The sequence below is a fragment of the Nitrosomonas communis genome (genome assembly GCF_001007935.1).
GTDB classification, from domain to species: Bacteria; Pseudomonadota; Gammaproteobacteria; order Burkholderiales; family Nitrosomonadaceae; genus Nitrosomonas; species Nitrosomonas communis.
Genome location: NZ_CP011451.1, coordinates 1,512,395 through 1,533,087, shown reverse-complemented (window position 1 = coordinate 1,533,087; position 20,693 = coordinate 1,512,395). Strand labels below are relative to the sequence as shown.

Below are 20,693 nucleotides of genomic sequence, written 5' to 3'. Positions count from 1 at the left end.
GAAGTCTGCTATAAAGAATATTGCTTACTTAATACACTTATGCAGCAGCTTCCAGGCTGATCTAACCTCGAAAACGCGGATCATACCTTGGGAGGACTTAAATATGTGTGCATGATATAGGCAAAACAACAAAAACCCTTATGCTTGACTCATACTAGCACGCTATAGAATTAGATATAATTTTATATCCCATAATGACAATTATTTTCCTAATCACCTCTGTAATACTCGTTTTTGCAACAGCCTTGCCTATATGCCGTTATGATGCCTGGTGGATACGTAACTTTGATTTTCCTCGATTGCAGCTTTTCATACTTATAATTTTTACACTCATTCTGGAATTTCTGCTTCTTGATCTTTCATCCATTTATACACAGATATTCATCGTGGCTGCTTTTTCTTGTCTCATTTATCAAGCTTGGTGGATTATTCCGTATACGCCGTTATTCCCTGTGGAGGTAAAAACTTCAAAGTGTGATGATACGCAAAAAAGAATCAGAATCATTATTGCGAATGTTCTGATGAGTAACCGGAATGCGGAAGGTTTAATCGAACTGGTGCATGATTATGATACTGATGTTCTGGTTACACTGGAGACAAATTTGTGGTGGCAAATGCATTTAAGTAGTTTAGAAACAGTTTACCCCTATAGAGTCCCGTGTCCTTTAGATAACAAGTATGGAATGCATATATATTCTAAGTTCGAGATGATAAATCCTCAAATCGAATACTTAGTAGAGCCAGACAAGCCGTCAATACATGCATTGATTCTGCTGCCATCCGGACATAAAATCCGTATCCATTTTGTGCATCCTGCTCCGCCTAGTCCAACCGAAAACGAAGCATCTTCAGAACGTGACGCAGAGCTACTCATTATAGCTAGAAGCGTGGCTGAAACTTCTATCCCTGTTATTGTAACTGGTGATTTAAATGATGTTGCCTGGTCTAAGACAACACGGTTATTTAGAAAAATAAGTGGCTTACTGGATCCACGCATAGGTCGTGGTATGTACAATACTTTTCATGCCGGCTATTGGTTTTTACGCTGGCCATTAGACCACTTGTTCCACAGTAAACATTTTAAAATTAAACGTATAATAAGATTGAGAAATTTTGGCTCTGATCATTTTCCACTCTTTACTGAGCTCGTATTAGAGGGTGAACCATGTAATGAAATAAATGGTCTGGATGCTGATGCGGCTGATATAGTATGGGCAAAAGCCAAAGTTAGAAGTCAAAATGTCAGTAAAAATGATGTTCCATAGCCTGAAGACTATTTAAAATAACGTGAGTTCGACATAATAACCATCACATCATGACTGGAAGAGTTTGAGGAAGTTTGATGTTAAGTGAGAGCTTCTTCTCGCGAAAGGTGTAAGCCACCAGTCCAGCTATCAGCTTAATAAAGAAGTTAAATGTGCTGCGATGGTGGAAATGCTCGATTTGCGAGATATTCTTCAATTGGTCATTGACGCTCTCAAAATCGAGCGTTTATGTAATAGCAGCTTGTCAAACAGCGGCAACAGCTTGTTTTTCATGCTCTTGCGTAGGCTTGGAAACGAGCTGCACACCTTGCTCCCGGAGTTGCTCAAAGAGTGGCTGCGAAATATAGCCCCGATCACCAGAGAGTTTGCCAAATAAGGAGCGCGTCAACTCTGGTACTGGATCACAGTTATCCTTATTGCCCACCGTGATTTTATCCCAGCAGTTGTAATATTGATAACTTTTTTCAGTGAGCATAGCCCGATCTATGCACCAGGGATTTCTCAATAAACACTTTTTCGCAGCGCGTATTCTTCAAAGAATCAAAATGCAAAGCAAGATTTTGTTCTTTTTTAGAAACGCGAGCATAACCGAACCAGTAAAAAGCTTGCTAAAACTCATCCATATTATGGATTAATATAAGATAGCTCCAAGGTATTAGAAAGGGTCCCGAAGCTTCTAATGTCTGATATTCAGAGAATCTCGAAAATAAAGACATTTCTAAGGTGCTGATAAATTATGCCATTGTCAATTGACTGTAGGTTAGGATAAGAGGGAGCTGTTTAGTATCAAGTAAACTGAGAATCTAGAGCTGCCTATAATTAAGGCAGAGCTAATTTATAAGTGGTGGTTTAATACGAATTAGGAGCTGAATAGAGGCCAGTTCATCAATAACGTTAAACTATTGAGGAAGACATCACCCAACCTCAATCAATCAAAGTAACCAATGCACTGGCAAGACCGATTAATAACGATTTATCTCTATGTTTGCAAGCATTATCAGGAAAATCTTTGGGTTTATAGTCAAAGAATGAGTCATTACGCGGATTTAAGTTTTAGCAACGAAGAAGTCATTACTCTCTAACTGTTCGGTGTGGTGGACAAGCATAGAGAGATCAAAAGCATTTATAAGTACGCAGATCGCCATTGATGCGATTGGTTTCCACGATTTCCAGGTTATGTGGCTTATGTTCAGCGCCTGAATCGGGTAGCCTATGTGTTTGCACCCTTATTAGCACTGATTCAGCAAGAACAGGAAGCCATAAATTCTGAACAAGTTTGGCTGATCGATTCATTTCCAGTAGCCTTGGCCCAAACAAGGCCATCGATTTAACGCGTGTGTAGCGAAACAGCTGGCGGATTCAGGCGATTGATCAACCGAGAAGTTGTCCTGTTATGGTATGCGGGTCTACATTATAGAATACTGCCAACCAAGCTCATTGCCGGCCCCCTGAGTACATCGGTGTAACCGGCGCCCGCGGCCATGATGGCAAGATATTTGATTAGATTCGGTCACAATTACATAACAATGAACAACTATATGGCGATAAAGCTTATCAACGAGGAGTCAGCCAAAGCACTGCGTAAACAACAAAACCAAATTGTCACTATGCTCTTCAAACCTTACACATTCTGAATCATTTTTAACTGGCCAGGTTATACTACAAATGCTTTTACCGCTTGCCTGTCTCAAAAAACTGTAGCAATAGGATAAATCAAGGTCATGGAAAATTTCATTACTTTAGTAGGACCTAATCGAGCAGTAGAGATCTTGGGTGTCCGACTGGTCGGCATCAATGCCGAGAATGGGATAAAGCTTCTTTTTACCATCGCTTTCATTACACTTGTGCTTATTTTGTCCCGGCTTGTCAGGCGCTACACATCTCGTATTCTTAAAGGCAGGGATGAGCGCTTCATATTTTGGGTTCGGCAAGGGATTGCGGTAGGTACAAGTATCTTTCTAATCCTGGGTTTGGTCTCTATATGGTTCGACGATCCGGTACGCTTGGCTACTGGCGTTGGGCTTGTTACTGCGGGTCTTGCATTCGCATTGCAGAAAGTTATTACTGCTGTAGCTGGCTATGTCGTTATACTATATGGCAAGACTTTTAACGTTGGTGATCGTATAACGATGGGCGGAGTCCGTGGCGACGTAATTGCTCTAGGGTTTACGCAAACCACGATTATGGAGATGGGCCAGCCCCCGCCTGTGCAAAATGCTGAGCCAGCTATGTGGGTTCAAAGCCGCCAATACACCGGACGAATAGTCACAGTCAGTAACGCTCGCATTTTTGATGAACCCGTGTATAACTACACCAAGGAATTTCCTTATATCTGGGAGGAAATAAGTATCCCAATCAAATTCGATGCGGACTACCATCGAGCCGAACATATTTTGCTGCAAATTGCTAATCATCGAACGGTCTCTATTAGTTCTCTCGGCCAAGAGTCGCTTCAGGAGATGGAACGCCGCTATTTTATGAAACGAGTAGACATGAAACCTAAAGTCTACTACAGGCTCACGGATAATTGGCTTGAATTAACCGTTCGCTTTATCGCTCGCGATTTCGGTATTCGAGAATTAAAGGATCAAATGAGTCGCGATATTTTAAAAGCGATGGATGAAGCACAAATTGGTATCGCTTCTACTACCTACGAAATTGTTGGGTTGCCGCCTGTTCGAATAAAGCGAGTTCCGCCTTGAGGCATAACGTGTGCGGCATCCGCTGCGAAAAAACTGGTGGCCAAGTTAAAGGAAGCAAACTACGTGAACCAAGAGCTAACTAGTGCCAGTCCGAAAACCCCATTTTTTCACCAGTAATCTGCTTAATTTTTAAGTGCCTTTGTAAAAATGCAACGAAACCATACATCCAAAAAAGCCTCTGATTGTATTTTTGTGAGGCATGGCATGAAAAATACGGTTTCTACCCAGCACTCACCACTGATTGCTCGCAATCAGGCGGTTTTTTGCGTTAGCGGGAGAGCTTAAGCTGCTTGTTGGTGCTTTAAATGACGTTTTATAGCTTTACGTTCACGTTCAACATCCTGCTGCCATAGAATATCACCTATTCGGCGGATATTTCTGGCGACAATAGCCAGTGCAACGTAACGTTTAAAACCACCCATGCCATGATCTAGGCATTTGTCTAGTCCGTGCACCTGCAGCGCATTGATTGCTGACTCTACTGCTGAGTGCGCACGACGGGCTTTAACAAATTCTTCCATTTGTTCTATTGCTTTGCGCTCTTTGGATAGTTTGCCTTTTTTGGGCAGCGTAACCTGCTCAAGATGTTGGGCTAATTCAGCCTGGTTAGCAGGTGAATGAAAACCTTTATCGAAGCTGCAGGCATTGAGTATGGGAAAGCGTTTTTTAGCTTGCGTGACCATGTTTACCGCAATTTGATCATCGGTTTGTCTTTCCATTACGTGATGGTGCAAGATGAATTGATGCTGGTCTTCCAGAATGCACACTTTGACGCCTAACTCGACAGGCACACCGGCTTTGCCTTTACTGACCCATTCGGTGTGGGGTTCAAAAATGGAGAATACTTTTTCCTGGTGAGGAATGATTTCGCCTTTGATAACACGACGCTCAATTTGGTCTATTTGGCGCTTGGCATGTTGGAGGTAGTCTTCAATTTCAATCTTTTGCAGCAACTCGCGCGTAGCAGTTGTAGCCAGCTTGGTTAAGGTGGTTTGAATTTTTTTCACGTAACATTGGGCTTGCTCAATATAGGCCTGATACGCTTGAATCGTTTGTAGGTTGCTTTGTTGGTCTGCGGCTTTGCGGCGCTTCTTGCTCTGTGCATTGCGCATAAGTCGTTTTAATTGACGTAGATTGTAGCGATATTGCCGCCAGTCGCTTAAGTGCTGGCTTTCGCACCAGCGCGCCGTCAGCGTAATCGCTTTGCGCAGGGCATCCCCCAATAAGTTGATGTCGGTTAGAAAATGCACATCGGTTTCAACCACAAAGGAGTCGCACCGCCCACGCAGGGCGCTTTCGTCCTTTTTTATGAGGATATGCCCTCCCTCGACGATGATCTGGTTTAATCTGTCCAGCAATTCTGGCGTGAACAAACTGACATTATCCACCAGGGTTTGATAGGCATATTGCTTGTCTTCATCGTACAGACTATGCCCCAACATTGCGCGCAAGGTCCTGTGCTGGTTGACCAATTCGTGCAGACGGTCATAATCAGCATTTAAGTCCAGCCGTAATACGCCACATACCAGGACACTCCATAGGGTCATGCCAGGACGACCATTGTGCTTATCCACCTTGGGGGCAATTTCACTTTCCAGTAAGGCAAAAACTTTGTGGCACAATGCCTCATCCAGGTACAGGTGCTGTAAGCCGCGCAGTATCTTCGGAATATCATCTCGTGATCTCAAGTCAAATTTGATGTGGGATACATCAATTTCACCTAATTCCATCTGGGTATTTTGCACTACGCGCATTTGATTTCCACTTGAACGAAGTTTGTCTTTGAGGACAATATTTTCGCTGATTTGAATCGAAGTTTGAAATTGTTTTGCTTGAAAATACGCCAAAACCACCTAATAACGGCACTTTCACTCAATTTTTCAGCAATCTTCTTTTCTTGAATTAGACGCAACCCTATGTTTATTATAGAAGAAGAGGGTTTTCGGGCCGACACTAACTAGCACAACGTGTTGTCAACACCGTAAAAAGAAGCATCCAGTTGGGATAGAGAGCAAAATGAATAAACTGCGGCTTTTATCCCTGAAAGCGCTCATCAGGATAGTGCGTCTTATCGATTAGCAGGAGGATTTGGGTCAACAGCAATGTGTAGGGTCTCTAATCGAGCACGAATTGCCGCAAGGTCATGTGTAGACTCGATACTACCCTCTGCTAGCTCGGCAACTTTCTTTGCTTGCTCACCTAACGCCTTTCTGTGAGAAACAAGCGGGCTTGTCGCTCCAATTATCTTCAAAGCATCAAGCATAGAAATAATTACTCTGGCATTGCCGCTTGCGTTCCGACGGATCTCTTCGAATGAAGTATCAAGGAGAGTCTCAAAGGTTGGATTCATCCTTATCAATCGTGGCTCTCCCTTTTCATAATAAATTCGGAGAGGAGAATTGCGCTGAACCAGAAAACACAATATGGAGGTCAGATAATCAATGCAAGTTATGACAGTGGTAGTATCATTGACGCCTGGCGAAAGTGCTTTCACTGCCATATCTACGATCTGCCGAATCCCGAAATCCGGATCCTGCTCAATTGTGCGGTGACTATCAATACCGTAAAAAGAACAAACCTTGTGGAATGTCTTTTCCTCAAGCAAATCTTGGCGAGGAAGAGATGCGAGCGGTGCTCCCTTCACCACAAAATTTCCAATACCGTGCTCTGTCTTTATGATTGTCCCTTTTTCGTGCGCGAGTTTTTTTAGCGCTTCATAATCTATCGACTGGATATAGCCGCTTTTTCCTGCAAGGACCTCTTCCCAGTCTTCTGCCTCGATTAATAAACGCCTGAGCAGGGTTTCATCTTCTTTTGAATTGTTATGGGGATTACGCTCAGGAAATACGATCTTTATTGCAGCGATAGTGTCCTCTGCGACCGAGCATATAATATTAGATGCCTGGATCGAAGTTGCGATATGATGAATGAAAAGAATGAGGACGCCAATTCCTGCAAGTGCAAAAAAGACACCCAAAAACACGGCTATACCTGGAACAAAGGTATCCTCGCCATTATCTCGGATTGTCCGTAATACTAGGAGACAATAGGTAAAGATACCTGCAAAGATGCCAAGCACAGTTTGGGTAGTGCGGTTTCGTATAAAACTACCGAGGACGCGGGAGGTATATTGGCTAGATGCGAGCGTCAACGTTACGAGAGTCATCGAAAAAGTTACTCCCACTACCGCCATCATAGAATTGGCAATGGTTGATAACATCTGCCTAGCTCCTTCCGCTCCAGCACCGAATAAGCGCGGCCAGCGGGCCAAAGTTTCACTCTCAATTGCCGATTCTACATTAATTGCTCCTGCGGCAAGCGCAATGCTAGCTGCGACAATTATAGCTGGTAGGAACCAGAAGCTCGATCTCAGATAAATCCATAGCTGTTGGGGTCTCTTCATGCGTGTTTCTCTATAGATTGAAAAGCTCGCTGCGTCTTCAGCAATAGATTTACCGCTATTACTGATTTTTTGTCAGAGGAAAAGGGAGCTGATCCACGCACTCTTCAGGGATAGAAAATCTTGCATTTACGAAAATAGCTTATCAGCCTAGCGCGTAATATGGGGAGCGCTGCAAGCTTTATTATATCGCCCCATAGTCGTAACAATAAATTTTATTTTTTACACGAGGAGGCTATGTTATCTTTCTCCAACTTAACTTCCAAGCTATCCATTATTTACTACACTTAGCTTAGTAAAGTAACACTGGAATTCATCTATTAATTGGTATTGTCATACGCGATAAATATTAATAGTGTAACTTCATTTTGTGGGGAATGGCTCTGACGTACTAGAACGTAGTAGAATCCTGTGTCGCGATGATGATCATGGCTATCAATGCGTTACAACCTATAGCAGAGGCATAGCCTGTATGTATGAAAAATTGCCTTATTCAATTTCTCAATAGAAAGAATATAACAGATTGCCTGGCCGGCAAACGGAATGTAACCTATCTATGACAGAAGCGGCTATTGGATGTCAGGCGGTGCTTTCACGGGCTGCATTACATCGGACTTCAAGTTTTTTTCGATGCACTTGATGACATTTAAACTGCCATCTGTTTCAAGTATGACTGCATCCACATCCTGAATGGAACTGATGCCTTTCTCCCGGAGGATGGCATAAATCTCATCCGCATTTACTCTTTCTTTTCGCATAGCATCCTGCAACAAATCTCCCTTGTACACCAGCAAAGTTGGTATAGACTTTACTAACTTTGAAACTCTCTTAGATCTGACAGAGAAAAAGGTGATGAGAAACTGCAGGCCGATCAATAGGGACAACGCAAGCACCCCGTCTGCCAATGATACCGATTTATTCAGCAATACCGTGGCAAGGGTTGAGCCCAAGGCAATGGTAACAATGAAGTCAAAGGCATTCATTTTAGAGAGAGTTCGCTTGCCCGAAATGCGCAAAAGAAAGATCAGTACCACATAAGCTAGTATGGTAATGACCAGTGTGCGTAGAATGCTATCCCAACTATCAAAGAAGATTTTATTCATTTCAGTAACGTTATAAATATGCAATACCTTTCATCAGCATTAAACTTTGCCGTTTTGCTCTAACTTTCAACCTGGCTGTTAAATGTTTGATGGTTGTGTCTTTCGCTCAGCAATTTGTGCGCTAGAGATTCCGTGAACACAAGCAAGCTGGCTGCATATTAGACCAAGCAATTGCCAATACAGTTTTAATAGTAACCACAATACAATCACTGATGATTGAAAGATAAAGCGTACAAGGATGTCTTGGGTATAACTGGGTTGGTCAATTCTACTGAACCATGCTCCCTCTTTTTCCGGTAAAAATCATAATCTATTCTTACCAGTTAAGGAAAATTAAAACTCCAGCCTCTACTATTGACAGCTAGCACAATTAAAAACACATTGTGCGCAATAATCATTCCTAACTTTTATTCCACTTCATTGTGCGCTTGCGTACAGAACTTCCTGAGTATTAAGTCCAAAATAAAAAATCGTTTCTGTTTTTTTTCATAGAGCGTTAACGAAATTCCTAACTAATCTGAAGGAGGTATTACGATGGCTCATTTAACTGATCCCAAAATGAAAGCATGTGTAGAAGCCTGTAATCAATGTTATCAAATGTGCTTGCATGAAGCGATGAACCACTGCCTGGAAACAGGCGGTGAGCATATTGCACCCGATCATTTCCGCTTGATGATGAGTTGTGCTGAAATCTGCCAGACCTCAACCAATTTGATGCTGATCCGCTCACCTTTCAGCTCTCAGCTTTGTCGAGTCTGCGCTGAAATCTGCGAAGCCTGTGCCAGTAGTTGTGAAAAGCTCGACATGGAGGAGTGTGCCAGAACTTGCCGTGAATGTGCCAAAAGTTGTAGAGAAATGGCTGGGTAGGGCTAACTGCAGATTTCTTATATACGCTGATAGTTTGTACTAGTTAACTACTGAGGCTTACCGGCGTTGTAACAAATTCTTGCTGGAGATTGGCTAGCAGGTAGAGTAAGTAACGTGAGTTTGACATAAGAAAAGCATCAAAAGGAATCTGGCCAGTTGCTTTGGGCAAATCAGTTTGTGTCCAACTGCTGCATCTAGTTTTGCCGTACAGGAGAAGGCCAGCGTAGGTTGGTTTTATGGGTAAAAACTGCACCTGGTCATCAATGGCTAAAGCGAATTGCTGGGGGTGAAAACCACAGCGGGCAATGTCAACGACCGTCATTCCTTGCCTAAGCTGGCACGCTCTTTGTTTGGGAAACTCTTTGGTGATCAGGGCTATATCTGGCAGTTGCTCTTTGAGAACTCTGGAAGCAGGGTATGCAGCTCGTCACCGAAGCACGTAAGAGCATGAAGAGCAAGCTCTGCTGCCGTTATTTGGCAGACTCCTATTACTAAATAATCGGTTATTGAGACCACCAATGACCAATTGAGAAACATCTCGCAAATAGAGCATTCCCGCCATCGCAGCCCATTTAATTTCTTTGAGCCGGATCAGTATGTCAAACACATTTATGATAATGGTGCACTTTGGGTTATGGCCGCCCTGTATAGCTACAGTTTGACTACGCGTAGCCGCAATGCATTACTGATCACGCTGACTGAAGATAGCGCCATTGCTGCCGCAGCAAAAATTGGTGAGAGCAAGATGCCGAGGAACGGATAAAGTACTCCGGTTGCGATCGGTATGCCAGCCGTATTGTAGAAGAAGGCGAAGAACAGATTCTGGCGAATATTACGCATTGTCGCCTCAGACAAGTGTCGCGCCCGGACGATGCCTAGCAGATCGCCGCGTAGCAAGGTGATACCCGCGCTTTCGATAGCGACATCGGTGCCCGTGCCCATGGCGATACCCACATCGGCAGTAGCTAACGCTGGGGCATCATTGACGCCATCGCCTGCCATTGCAACCACGCGTCCGCGCTTGCGTAATCGTGCTACAACTGCTGCCTTCTGGTCAGGAAGTACTTCCGCATCGACCTCGTCGATACCGAGGCGACGGGCAACAGCCTCAGCTGTCGTACGGTTGTCACCGGTTAGCATGACGATGCGAATTCCTGCGGCATGCAAGGCATCGATAGCAGCAGGGGTCGATTCCTTTATGGGATCAGCGATGGCAACTATACCAGCAGCCATCCCATCGATCGCCACGAAAATCGCTGTTGCCCCATCCTGGCGAAGGATATCAGCTTCCGGTTTTAGCACGCCGGCTTCGATACCTTGTTCTGCCAGGAAGTTTGCGTTGCCAAGTACAATCCGATGATCGTCGACAGTACCAAGCACACCCTTGCCGGTCGGCGAGTCGAAGTCGGTTATCTTTATAAGCGAGATCGATCGCTCTTTAGCTGCATTAACGATGGCAGCAGCTAAAGGGTGCTCGCTTCCTTGCTCCAGGCTGGCTGCGAGACGCAGCAGTTCAGTTTCGTTGATATTATCTACAGTACGAATTGCCGTCACCTTAGGCCTACCTTCGGTCAGCGTGCCAGTTTTGTCGATCACGATAGTGTCGATCTTTTCCATAAGCTCCAATGATTCGGCATTTTTGATCAGAATACCTTCGGTCGCACCCCGCCCGACGCCGACCATGATCGACATCGGTGTGGCCAAACCCAATGCACATGGACAAGCGATGATGAGCACGCTGACAGCTACGATCAAGGCATAACCCATGGCTGGCGGCGGCCCCCAGACTGACCAGGCGGCAAAGGCGAGTACGGCGATCAGAATGACTGCAGGAACGAACCAGCTGGCAACAATGTCTGCTAAACGCTGAATGGGGGCGCGCGAGCGCTGAGCTTGCGATACCATACGAACGATCTGTGCCAACATTGTGTCACGGCCAATTCTCTCGGCGCGCATCACGAAACTACCCTGCCCATTGATGGTGCCACCGATCACATTGTTGCCGGGCTGCTTGCGAACCGGCATGGATTCACCAGTTACCATCGACTCGTCAACATTCGAGCTACCTTCGATCACCTTACCATCGACGGGTATGCGGTCGCCGGGACGGACCCGCAGGCGATCACCTATCACTACTTGATCCAGGTTGATTTCCTTTTCTGCATCGTCATCACTCAGACGACGAGCTGTAACAGGCGATAAGTCGAGCAAGGCTTTAATCGCGCCAGAGGTGCGTTCGCGTGCTCGCAATTCCAGTACCTGACCCAATAGCACCAACACGGTGATGACTGCCGAGGCTTCGAAATAAACTGCGACTGCTCCATCACGGCTTCGGAAAGTATCAGGAAAGAGATCAGGTGCGATAGTTGCGACGATACTATAGAGCCAAGCGACACCGGTACCCAGCGCGATCAGTGTGAACATGTTGAGTGCGCGATTTTTGATTGATTGCCAGCCGCGTACGAAGAATGGCCATCCTGCCCACAAGACGACAGGTGTTGCTAATGATAATTGCACCCAATTGGAAGTCTGCGTAGATATTAAGTGTGTCAGCCCAATTAAATGTCCGCCCATTTCCAAAATGAAAATCGGTGTGGTTAATATGAGGCCAATCCAGAAGCGACGAGTCATATCGACGAGTTCCGGATTAGGCGCATCGTCGAGCGATGCCTCTGCCGGCTCCAATGCCATGCCACAGATCGGACAGCTTCCCGGCCCGGCTTGCCGGATTTGTGGATGCATCGGACAAGTATAGATAGCGTTGGATGTGAATTCCCTGACTGGTGGGGGTTTATCCGCTAAATAGATATCGGGTTCGGCCACGAATTTGTCGTGGCAGTGATCAGAGCAGAAATAATAAGTATGTTCATTATGCTCAGCGCGATGCTTCGCTGTATGTGAATCAACCGGCATACCACAGACGGGATCGGTCGCTATATCACCGTGATTCGTGTGAAGATTGTGGTCATGCTGTACATGCTCATGATGGCCGTGAGTCATAACTTGCAATCCTTGTAGAATAGTTATCTCTGCGTTTCCGTACTGTAGTGCCTGATCGCATCTTTGCGCCGTCAGTCAGTTTTTAGCTGCCACTACGGGTCGGAAGTGTGAAAAATAAAAATATTTTTGGATTTTAAATAAAAGTATAGTGAATTGAATAACTTGTCAAATTGTTATACTCCGATGTAACGGGTACTTTATTAAGAAGGATGAATAACTCTTAATATGCGAATTAAATGTGAATTAAGAGCTAACTCGTAAAAAATTCCAGAAAAACAGAGCTGCAGCCAGCTTTCCAAATACATGCACCATAAGCTCCTTATAAGAACGAACTTTGCTGGCACATTCAATGTCTGTCTTTTCTTCAATCAATGCAAATAAGGCTTCAATCGGTTGCCGAACGCGAGACACCGCTGTAGACAACCATTGATCCTGTGGTTCCAGACAAAGTTGCCTTTTTTTAACGGGTATCAAGACGGTCAGATTCTGAGCTTGTCTGATCTCTTCGGCATCGGGTCGTTGATAAGCTTTATCGCCATACAGTTCGTTGTGGTGCAATTGTGGCCGAATCTGATCAAATATTTTGCCATCGTGGTCGCTGGCGCCGGTCACACCGATATACTCAGCGACCGGCAATGAGCCTGGTTGACGCCGCCCTATGATATGAACCCGCACACCATGATAGTACAACTTCCTGGTTGAGCAGCAGCCTGAATCCGCCAACTGTTTCGCTACACACGCGTTAAACCGATGGCCTTGCCTGGCCAACGCTACTGGAAATGAATCGATCAGCCAAGCTTGTCCGGAATTCCTGGTTTCCTGTTCTTGCTGAATCAGTGCTAATAAGGGTGCAAACACATCGGCTACTCGATTCAGGCGCTGAACATAAGCCACATAACCTGGGAGTCGTGGAAACCAATCGCGTAAGTGGCGATCCGCATACTCATAAATACCTTTGATCTCTCTATGCTTGTCCATTACACCGAACAGGAAGAGGGTAATGACTTCTTCGTTGCTAAAACTTAAATCCGCGTAATGGCTCATTCTTTGGCTATGAACCCAAAGATTTTGCTGATAATGCTTGCAAACATAGAGATAAATCGTTATTAATCGATTTTGCCAGTTCATTGGTTACCTTGATTGATTGAGGTTGGGTGATAGCTTCCTCAATAGTTTAACGTTATTGATGAACTGGCTTCTATTTCAGCTCTTAATTCGCATTTAAGCTGAAGCAGTACTTGTGCACAATTTCTGTGGATAAGTTTGTGGATAATTGGTAAATATTGCAGCTAAGATATTTAACTGTAATCATATTTACTGCTTTGCTTAAAAATTGATCAATTATATGTTCTTATGAATCAACAAGTTGTATTTTTGTCATGTATTGACGCGGATTTAGGTGAGGTATAAATGGTTTTAAAAAGAGAAAATCGGGGATGTGAATTGTCTCTTAAAGTCAAGAGATCTTTCAAGAAACAAATGTAACACAATGATTTTACAGCAAATATTAAGTAGCCTCAGGAACAGGGGTAAGATTAAACCCCAGCTTCCGAGCGCGAACAGTCAGATGATGCAACACGCGTTGACGATATCGCTCCTCATAGTACTCCTGCCCTTTATCGACGTACTCGATTCCTTTCGTTAGCATCGTGTAGATCAAGCGCGCCAGTTTGTGTGCTGTCGCTGTGATTGCCTTTGCCTTGTCGAGTCTGCCACATAATCTTCTGTAATAGGCACCCAGTGCAGACTGGCTGGATTTCAATGAAACTGCCGCCATGCGCAGTGCCTGAGCCGCACGGTTCGCTGTGCGCTTGCTTGCCCCCGATAGCACTTTTCCGCCCGATATCTTTGTTCCAGGACACAACCCAAGCCACGAGGCAAACTGCTTCGCACTCTTGAACCTGCTCATGTCAGCGCCCACTTCACTCAGGACTTTCATCGCAGTCGTCACTTCGATGCCGTCAATTCGCGTCAAATCAACCCCACACATGCCAATCAGATGGGCACGCAAATCAAATTTGGGAGCGTTCTTGACATTGGAGCGGCGCTTCTTCTGGCAGATCTCTACCTTGTGCACCTGAAGTGCCGCCAGCATGGTTTCAAGCTGCCGGTCACATTCGGTGAGTCGTTCGCTGTAGGCGTCATAGAGTGACATCGCTTGCTTGAGTGCAAACAGGTGTTCTTCCCGCCAATTCCCGATTAACGATTTCTCAATCTCGTCTTTGCCAGCCCGGATGCGATTGCTCTTGAGATTCGCCAGGATGTGCCCATCTCTCTCACCAGTAATGATGGCACGAACGATCTTTTGACCGGTTTCGCCCACAATATCCGAAATCACGTTCGCCAATTGTATGTTCATTTGCGCCAGAGCCTTTTGCATATGTTGCACATGTCGCGCCTGATAACGGATCAGCATATCGCGTTGACGAGATATGGCTCGTAGTGCACATATCTCATCTTTCGGACGGAATGCGCCAGACAACAACCCAAAGCTCATCAGTTGCTGTAACCATTGGCAGTCCAGTACATCCGACTTCCGGCCAGAAACATTTCTGACGTGCCGCGCATTTACTAGATACACAGTCAGCCCGCGCGACTCCAAAAGTTCATACAGTGGAATCCAGTATACCCCCGTCGATTCCATTGCCACAGTGTCAATTTCACAGGCCTCTAACCAGTCCGCTAAACCATTCAGGTCTGCGGTGAAACTCTTGAATTCCCTTACCGGCTTGTTATCTCGATCCGGCGGTACCGCCACAAAATGGCTCGCAGAGCCAATATCAATCCCCGCTGCATTCGGATGGATTAACTCCAATTTACTTTGCTTGAACTTTGCCATGACATCCTCCATTATCTCTATTGGAATGTCGCGCTGGTTCAGGTACGTCGTTGTACTCACTCTTTCAAACGGGATGTCCGTTGCCACGGACTCACCAATGTCGCCGACGTGACCCATGACCACGCTAAAAAACGGGCGGATTAGCACCAGTGATGTGTCGGTCTTCTCCAGCGCGACATTCCAACTTTACTCCTCAAGCTCTGACGCCGCTTGTTTCTTCTGCGCGCCTTGCCGCCTCTAGCGGATTACTACGCTAATATGTAAGTAGCCTTATCTCCTCATTAACATTTCTTATGTTGGCAAACGTACAGAGAGACCAGGAAATCGCGGAGTAATATAAATAAAGCAATTTTGCTGGGCGGCGTGGAGGGAATATTATGAAACATTATTCTGTATTGAATAGGAAACAAATCGCAACAATCTTCAGTGCAATTATTTTTTATTTTACGGGCACAACTCATGCTGCAGGCGCTGAGGAACCTAGAGAGACATCGGGACAAGGAGATGCAATAGGGTCTGCTGCCGGGAGCACTTCAGATCAAGGTAATTCCCAGAGACAATCTGGCGCCTTAACCGGAGGTTCATCCAGCAGCTCAACGGGGGATTCCTCTCGCAGCGGTTCAACGGGAGGTTCTTCCAGCAGTGGCTCTCTTGGTGGCGCGCCAGACTCATCCACTGGCACCATAGGAGGTTCATACGGTGGCTCAACTGGAGATAAATCCAGTGGCTCTGGAAGTTCGTTGAGGCGAGGTTCCACAGGTTATTGATTTGTTCTGTATCTCCTCGCCACAAGCGAAATCAGCGGGAACCAAGAAAAGCTTAGGGTGCAGCAGCTATATTGCATTCATTAAATAAGTCAAGTTATACCCCAGACTTTATTGGAAGCATCCTTCGTTATTTTTAATTAACGCGAATTCGGGATAAGAAAAGCAGGAAGAGCGATTTGGTTCATCTAATGATGAAACTCATTTTGAAATCAATTCATCGTAAGGGCTTAAGGAATTAAGATTCCTTTTGATGCTTTTTTTATGTCGAACTTACGTTATTTTAACTACGTTTATTGCGTGTCCGCTGGACAAAGCCGTAAATCCCTAAGCCAATAGATATGATGCCAAGCAGGTTGATAACCGTATCACCAAGATAACCAGGGTCAAGTGATCCACATTTAATGCACAAGATACCGCCTGGCGTGATCAGCAAGGCTCCTAATAGAATTAACCATGCCCACGCTAACACATCCAGCCAAAAAGGTTTTGGCTTGCTTGATCCAATAAGTTTCTGAAGATCGGGCATGACCCCGATGCGATCGTTGCCTGGATTGGCGCTGTGCGTATGCAGATTAGCATCGCTGAGTACATCACGCAGGGCTTGGGGTGTGTATATAGCACGCCCGATCCTGACCGCCCAAGACTGCAACAATAAGGCTGCGCCAGCAATGATGGGTGAGGCGCCCGAGGTGCCACCAAAGCTGGTCGTATATGCCGTCGTGCTAGTGCCGGTCCAACCATCCCCACAAGTGTCAATGTTTTCTCCCCACGCGAAACAATCGATTCGACTGCCATAATTTGAAAAAGACAGGCGTTGATGCGGCACCGTGGAACTCGCTGCCCCGACCATAATGGCTCCAGAATTGCGAAAGTCGGTGCTCGTGCGATTTAATATCTGCTTCCCATCGTAGTCTTGGAATGTATCGAGGTCAACGGAGCCATTTGCTCCCGCTTCAATAACTATGATCCCTTGAGAAGTCGCATATTGAATGGCGTCGAAGACGGCTTGTTCTACTTCTACAGGAACATACCCACTAGCATTAGGATGCGATGTCTGTGCCTCCAGCAACAAGACATCGCCCGCACTCATTGCAGCTGCAGCGCTAAGGATCGCTTCGGCCGTGTTGTATGTGTTAGCCGTCCGCCACTGAGAAACCACGCGGGCAGTTGCTCCTGGCGCAATACCAATTCCGCCACGTGTATTATCAACTGCAGAAACCTCCCCTAAGACAGCGGTTCCATGACCATGGTAGGCCTGACTCACGCCGGAGATGATAGTGATGTTGGCAGCCGCCAGGTCTTCATGGTTTAGAGTCCAGCCTTGCTCGAGGTCAACGAACCCAATACCGCCACCATCAGCTGTAGGCCATACAGCACGCGCATTGATACCACCAGGTGCCGCATCGAGGTAGCCCTGATTGATACTGCGCGGATCATCGGAGGGATTCAGCGGCGGTGGCGTAGGCCCACCTTCTACATAGGCCGTTTCTACGGTAGGCCAGGACCGCAGTTCGTCAGCAATAGCTTTAGCCTCGACTCCCTCAGGACACTCAATGGCATAGTATTGCAGAAACGATGTTTGACTCTTTGCCGTAGTGCCAGGCGCTTCTCCAAGAGCAAACTGTCGTAGTTGGCCTTCCTCTATCGTTGAGAAATACGGAGCAAGGCGCAATCCGTGAAATCGAGAATTCAGCTCAACCCATGCTGATCCAAGACGTTGCTCAAGTACTTCAGTAATGGCACCTGAATACGGTAATTGCATGTCCGGCTTGAACTTTACAACGACCCGACACTTGTGATCTGAACTTAAAGGTTGTACAGGAGGAATTTGGTTTTCAATGATAGCCATACTTTTCTCCTATTTCACTTCGCACAAGTTCACGAGTGAATCTATTCGGTAAAAGGACGAAGAGGAAAAATCAACGCCCTTTTTCATGAAAATTGAGCGTAATGAAATTAGAACTGGTTGTCAACAAATGAGTGACCCCAAAATTCAGCGATTATGTTTTTAATCTCATCCCTTTGATAAGCTGAGATATGCTTACGGGAGAAGAAACAAGGAAGAATCAGAGGGTTTGGTGGCAATCACGCAAATATGACACTGCTATTTTCTAATTTTTCTTGCAGCGCTGCAGCGTCGCTGATATCTGCTCTGTTTTACTCATGCTATTTCCTATTCCTGTAATTCTTACAAAAGGGTGCTGGTTTTGATTGTCATCAACCCATGTTTCTTAGCCAATAATGCAGTTCAGCTTCAGTTTCATATGTAGCTCATGGCAGGATACCCGTCGATTCATCAGTATTTTTTACTCGTTAAATCGGTGCAGTTTCCTCCGCTTACCAATGCTGCAAATAAACCGTTTAATTAGTCTGCGCGTGATTCATTGATTAATAACGCCTCAAAAATATGTGCTTGTGGACTTCGCTCTTGCAAGACGGGTAGGGTTGGAGAGAATAAAGGCGCAAAGAGAGAAAAAGTGGGCGAATTTGTGGGATTTCTTGAAACCTCGAAGTCCGCAAGAATCCAAGTAAATACGCGGGAAATGGAAAGGAAAAGGCCAATCGAGTTTTGTCTTTTTCCTGGCTCTTGATCATAATTTGAAAGTTTATTCAGGTATCACTTCCAGTTGTTTTCCTTCGATTAAGTAGCTCGTTTCGCGTTCTGAACCTCACGCAGTAGACGCATTCCGACCAAGGAGTAACGTGAATTCGGCGAAATCCAGTTACGATAGGATGAACGTGCGTAGAGGGACCAGGTATGCCAAGAGCCTCCTCGTCTTACTCGTACGATGCCATCGGCTGGTCCTTGGGGATCATCAAGGGGTGATTTTGCGTAATAGTTGTTCGCATACCAGTCGGAAACCCATTCCCATGCATTGCCATGCATATCATAAAGCTCCCAGCTATTTGGTGCAAAACTGCCAACGGGTGAGGTGAATGCGAAATTATCATGGCCTGATAGTGCAAATTGTGCCCAGCGTGACCAGTACCCTTTAGCATCAGCATCGAAAATATTGGCGATTTTTATCAAGGATTCTGGATCATTACCGCTTGCATATCGTGTGCGCGTGCCGGCACGGCAGGCATATTCCCATTCTGCCTCGGTTGGAAGGCGATATTTGACTCCTTCCTTCTCACTGAGCCATTTCGTTAATGCTACTGCATCATTCCAGGTTACGTTCAAGACCGGGTGATTGTCTCCTTGAACAAAACCCGGGTTATGCCAGGAATATTTCGGATTGCGTCCCTCAAAAGCATCACCGCTATCGGATTTGGTAGGGTCATAATTCGCGTTATATCCATATCCTCCCGTTCCGTCTGCTACCGACTCTGGGATATAACCTGAAGCTTCTAAAAATTTACGAAACTGTCCGACAGTCACTTCAAACTGACCAAGGTAGAAAGGTTGAGTGATGCGCACTCGATGCACTGGCGCTTCGTCCCCAAGTTCCTGCACACGGCGGCGCTCGTACTGCGGATAGTTCTTTGACAATACATCCGGTGATTCATCGCTGCCCATCAAAAATTCACCAGCAGGCACCAGTACAAACTTCATCCCCAGAGAATTTTCAACTGGCGTAGACGGCGAGCCTTGCTCATCAGCAAAGATTAAAGCAGATATCGTTAAAGTAATAACACAAACCAGTGCTGTAGCCAGTAGATGTCGCACAAGTCATCTCCATTATTGTAGGGATAATGTAAGTTTCATTGTATCTGGAGTAATAAAAATAATGTTGGCTTGTTGGTCAAAAAGTTAGATGAAACTCATGATGAGTAGGCATCTCAAAGAACCAAGTGATTGTGGTCGTAGCCAAGCAATAAAATTGCCATGAGTACACACCTTATAAATGCCACAGTTTCCTTCCCTTACTAATCTAATGCTGAAAATAAACTACTTGATTAGTCCGCGCGTAATTCATTGATTTTTATCTAATAAGAAATTAGAGCTTGTGGACTTCGTCTGCGAATGACGGGTAGGGTTGGAGAGAATAATGACGCAAAGAGAGAAAAAGTGAGCGAATTTGCGAGATTTATTGAAACCTCGAGGTCCGCAAGAATCCGCATGAACCCGTGCTAACAGGCGAGAATAGGCACAAAAAAGCCAACCGGATGAAGGGTTGGTTTTTGGTTGGTGGCGGGAATTGAACCGAAGACCATATACAATTGTATGTAATGACGATAGGTGGAAATAAATATTTTAAATATTAACCGACATTCCGCACCCTTTCCATAACTCGCTGATAATTCCTCATTAATTTTTGCGAAAAAAATGGGTATGAAAAAATATCTCAAAAAAATTCAGATAATTGCGAATGAGGTGCGGAATGTCGGATTAAATAAATACCCCAATAATACCCCCAGTATGATTGGATGATTCTGGACTTGAGCTACCCCATCTGCCCCTGAAAGAAATCGAATTTCATTTTATTCATCGGTATGATAATCTCTGCTATGCAATTTTCATATTATTACATTTAAATCTGGTTTAACATCCTAACATCCTTTATACAATGTTACCAATGGTAAAACAATTAATAGGTTCACTAGTACCTACTTCCTTAGAAGAGAAAGACGCCATGGTTGAGATTAAAAGTGTTAGCGAGTTTCTTGATTCACTAAAAGATGTTGGTGCATCTGACCAATTTGAGCGCATGTATTTTTATACTAGAGTTTCACCCTTAAAGGAAAAAATTACCCAAAGATAAAAAAGTAGCAAAAAACTTGACAAAGCAACGAAAAAATCGTTGCC

Annotated in this window: 16 protein-coding genes and 1 pseudogene; 7 read left to right on the top strand and 10 right to left on the bottom strand. The window is 45.1% G+C overall.

Annotated features, from left to right (window positions below; genetic code table 11):
* The first annotated feature begins 194 nt into the window (after positions 1-194).
* A complete protein-coding gene (locus AAW31_RS06975) occupies positions 195-1,265 on the top strand; it encodes an endonuclease/exonuclease/phosphatase family protein (protein WP_046849691.1) in 1,071 nt (356 codons plus the stop codon).
* Positions 1,266-1,509: 244 nt separating this feature from the next.
* Here AAW31_RS06975 and AAW31_RS18860 read toward each other — a convergent pair whose 3' ends face one another.
* Positions 1,510-1,740, bottom strand: coding sequence for a transposase (locus AAW31_RS18860; protein ID WP_052752126.1), 231 nt, complete (start codon positions 1,738-1,740; stop codon positions 1,510-1,512).
* Positions 1,741-2,209: 469 nt separating this feature from the next.
* Here AAW31_RS18860 and AAW31_RS21225 point away from each other — a divergent pair, with 469 nt between their 5' ends.
* From AAW31_RS21225 to AAW31_RS06960, 3 genes are all read left to right on the top strand, one after another.
* A complete protein-coding gene (locus tag AAW31_RS21225; RefSeq protein ID WP_158441425.1) occupies positions 2,210-2,347 on the top strand; it encodes a hypothetical protein in 138 nt (45 codons plus the stop codon).
* Between the two features lie 96 nt (positions 2,348-2,443).
* The gene (locus AAW31_RS21220; RefSeq protein ID WP_158441423.1) at positions 2,444-2,596 is read left to right on the top strand and encodes a hypothetical protein; all 153 of its coding nucleotides are present in this window, start codon (positions 2,444-2,446) and stop codon (positions 2,594-2,596) included.
* Positions 2,597-3,034: 438 nt separating this feature from the next.
* Positions 3,035-3,967: a mechanosensitive ion channel family protein gene (locus AAW31_RS06960; RefSeq protein ID WP_200899734.1), complete on the top strand. Its 933-nt coding sequence runs from the start codon at positions 3,035-3,037 to the stop codon at positions 3,965-3,967.
* 281 nt (positions 3,968-4,248) lie between these two features.
* On the opposite strand, the gene AAW31_RS06955 is transcribed toward AAW31_RS06960, so the two are convergent.
* The 3 genes from AAW31_RS06955 to AAW31_RS06945 form a co-directional block, all read right to left on the bottom strand.
* Complete coding sequence (locus tag AAW31_RS06955; protein ID WP_046851577.1) at positions 4,249-5,721, bottom strand: ISNCY-like element ISNco1 family transposase; 1,473 nt, start codon at positions 5,719-5,721, stop codon at positions 4,249-4,251.
* A gap of 314 nt (positions 5,722-6,035) precedes the next feature.
* A complete protein-coding gene (locus AAW31_RS06950) occupies positions 6,036-7,370 on the bottom strand; it encodes a DUF2254 domain-containing protein (RefSeq protein WP_046849688.1) in 1,335 nt (444 codons plus the stop codon).
* 566 nt (positions 7,371-7,936) lie between these two features.
* Positions 7,937-8,470, bottom strand: coding sequence for a DUF421 domain-containing protein (locus AAW31_RS06945; protein ID WP_052752125.1), 534 nt, complete (start codon positions 8,468-8,470; stop codon positions 7,937-7,939).
* Positions 8,471-9,004: 534 nt separating this feature from the next.
* Between AAW31_RS06945 and AAW31_RS06940 the strand changes: the two genes are divergently transcribed.
* Together AAW31_RS06940 and AAW31_RS23870 are read left to right on the top strand one after the other, a co-directional pair.
* Positions 9,005-9,337, top strand: coding sequence for a four-helix bundle copper-binding protein (locus AAW31_RS06940; protein WP_046849687.1), 333 nt, complete (start codon positions 9,005-9,007; stop codon positions 9,335-9,337).
* Between the two features lie 199 nt (positions 9,338-9,536).
* Positions 9,537-9,920 (top strand): annotated as a pseudogene (locus AAW31_RS23870) (transposase); the annotation flags it as partial.
* Positions 9,921-9,988: 68 nt separating this feature from the next.
* Here AAW31_RS23870 and AAW31_RS06930 read toward each other — a convergent pair.
* The 6 genes from AAW31_RS06930 to AAW31_RS06905 all read right to left on the bottom strand — a co-directional run bounded on the left by AAW31_RS06930 (position 9,989) and on the right by AAW31_RS06905 (position 19,613).
* Positions 9,989-12,337: a heavy metal translocating P-type ATPase gene (locus AAW31_RS06930; protein WP_046849685.1), complete on the bottom strand. Its 2,349-nt coding sequence runs from the start codon at positions 12,335-12,337 to the stop codon at positions 9,989-9,991.
* Positions 12,338-12,580: 243 nt separating this feature from the next.
* Complete coding sequence (locus AAW31_RS06925; protein ID WP_046849684.1) at positions 12,581-13,465, bottom strand: hypothetical protein; 885 nt, start codon at positions 13,463-13,465, stop codon at positions 12,581-12,583.
* A 379-nt stretch (positions 13,466-13,844) separates the two neighbouring features.
* Complete coding sequence (locus AAW31_RS06920; RefSeq protein ID WP_046849683.1) at positions 13,845-15,176, bottom strand: IS110 family RNA-guided transposase; 1,332 nt, start codon at positions 15,174-15,176, stop codon at positions 13,845-13,847.
* 538 nt (positions 15,177-15,714) lie between these two features.
* Positions 15,715-15,933 carry a hypothetical protein gene (locus AAW31_RS06915; RefSeq protein ID WP_046849682.1) on the bottom strand — a complete coding sequence of 73 codons (219 nt, stop codon included), beginning with the start codon at positions 15,931-15,933 and terminating at the stop codon, positions 15,715-15,717.
* A 290-nt stretch (positions 15,934-16,223) separates the two neighbouring features.
* On the bottom strand, positions 16,224-17,792 hold the full coding sequence (locus AAW31_RS06910; RefSeq protein ID WP_052752124.1) for a S8 family peptidase: 1,569 nt from the start codon (positions 17,790-17,792) through the stop codon (positions 16,224-16,226).
* A gap of 792 nt (positions 17,793-18,584) precedes the next feature.
* On the bottom strand, positions 18,585-19,613 hold the full coding sequence (locus AAW31_RS06905) for a formylglycine-generating enzyme family protein (protein WP_052752123.1): 1,029 nt from the start codon (positions 19,611-19,613) through the stop codon (positions 18,585-18,587).
* 850 nt (positions 19,614-20,463) lie between these two features.
* On the opposite strand from AAW31_RS06905, the gene AAW31_RS06900 reads away from it, so the two are divergent.
* Positions 20,464-20,649 carry a hypothetical protein gene (locus AAW31_RS06900; RefSeq protein ID WP_046849681.1) on the top strand — a complete coding sequence of 62 codons (186 nt, stop codon included), beginning with the start codon at positions 20,464-20,466 and terminating at the stop codon, positions 20,647-20,649.
* Positions 20,650-20,693: the final 44 nt, after the last annotated feature.

Bases quoted from the DNA above. Each gene is read 5' to 3' on its own strand.
- AAW31_RS06975 (WP_046849691.1), top strand. From the start codon at position 195: ATGACAATTATTTTCCTAATCACCTCTGTAATACTCGTTTTTGCAACA.
- AAW31_RS18860 (WP_052752126.1), bottom strand. From the start codon at position 1,740: ATGCTCACTGAAAAAAGTTATCAATATTACAACTGCTGGGATAAAATC.
- AAW31_RS21225 (WP_158441425.1), top strand. From the start codon at position 2,210: ATGCACTGGCAAGACCGATTAATAACGATTTATCTCTATGTTTGCAAG.
- AAW31_RS06955 (WP_046851577.1), bottom strand. From the start codon at position 5,721: ATGCGCGTAGTGCAAAATACCCAGATGGAATTAGGTGAAATTGATGTA.
- AAW31_RS06950 (WP_046849688.1), bottom strand. From the start codon at position 7,370: ATGAAGAGACCCCAACAGCTATGGATTTATCTGAGATCGAGCTTCTGG.
- AAW31_RS06945 (WP_052752125.1), bottom strand. From the start codon at position 8,470: ATGAATAAAATCTTCTTTGATAGTTGGGATAGCATTCTACGCACACTG.
- AAW31_RS06940 (WP_046849687.1), top strand. From the start codon at position 9,005: ATGGCTCATTTAACTGATCCCAAAATGAAAGCATGTGTAGAAGCCTGT.
- AAW31_RS06930 (WP_046849685.1), bottom strand. From the start codon at position 12,337: ATGACTCACGGCCATCATGAGCATGTACAGCATGACCACAATCTTCAC.
- AAW31_RS06925 (WP_046849684.1), bottom strand. From the start codon at position 13,465: ATGAACTGGCAAAATCGATTAATAACGATTTATCTCTATGTTTGCAAG.
- AAW31_RS06920 (WP_046849683.1), bottom strand. From the start codon at position 15,176: ATGGCAAAGTTCAAGCAAAGTAAATTGGAGTTAATCCATCCGAATGCA.
- AAW31_RS06910 (WP_052752124.1), bottom strand. From the start codon at position 17,792: ATGGCTATCATTGAAAACCAAATTCCTCCTGTACAACCTTTAAGTTCA.
- AAW31_RS06900 (WP_046849681.1), top strand. From the start codon at position 20,464: ATGGTAAAACAATTAATAGGTTCACTAGTACCTACTTCCTTAGAAGAG.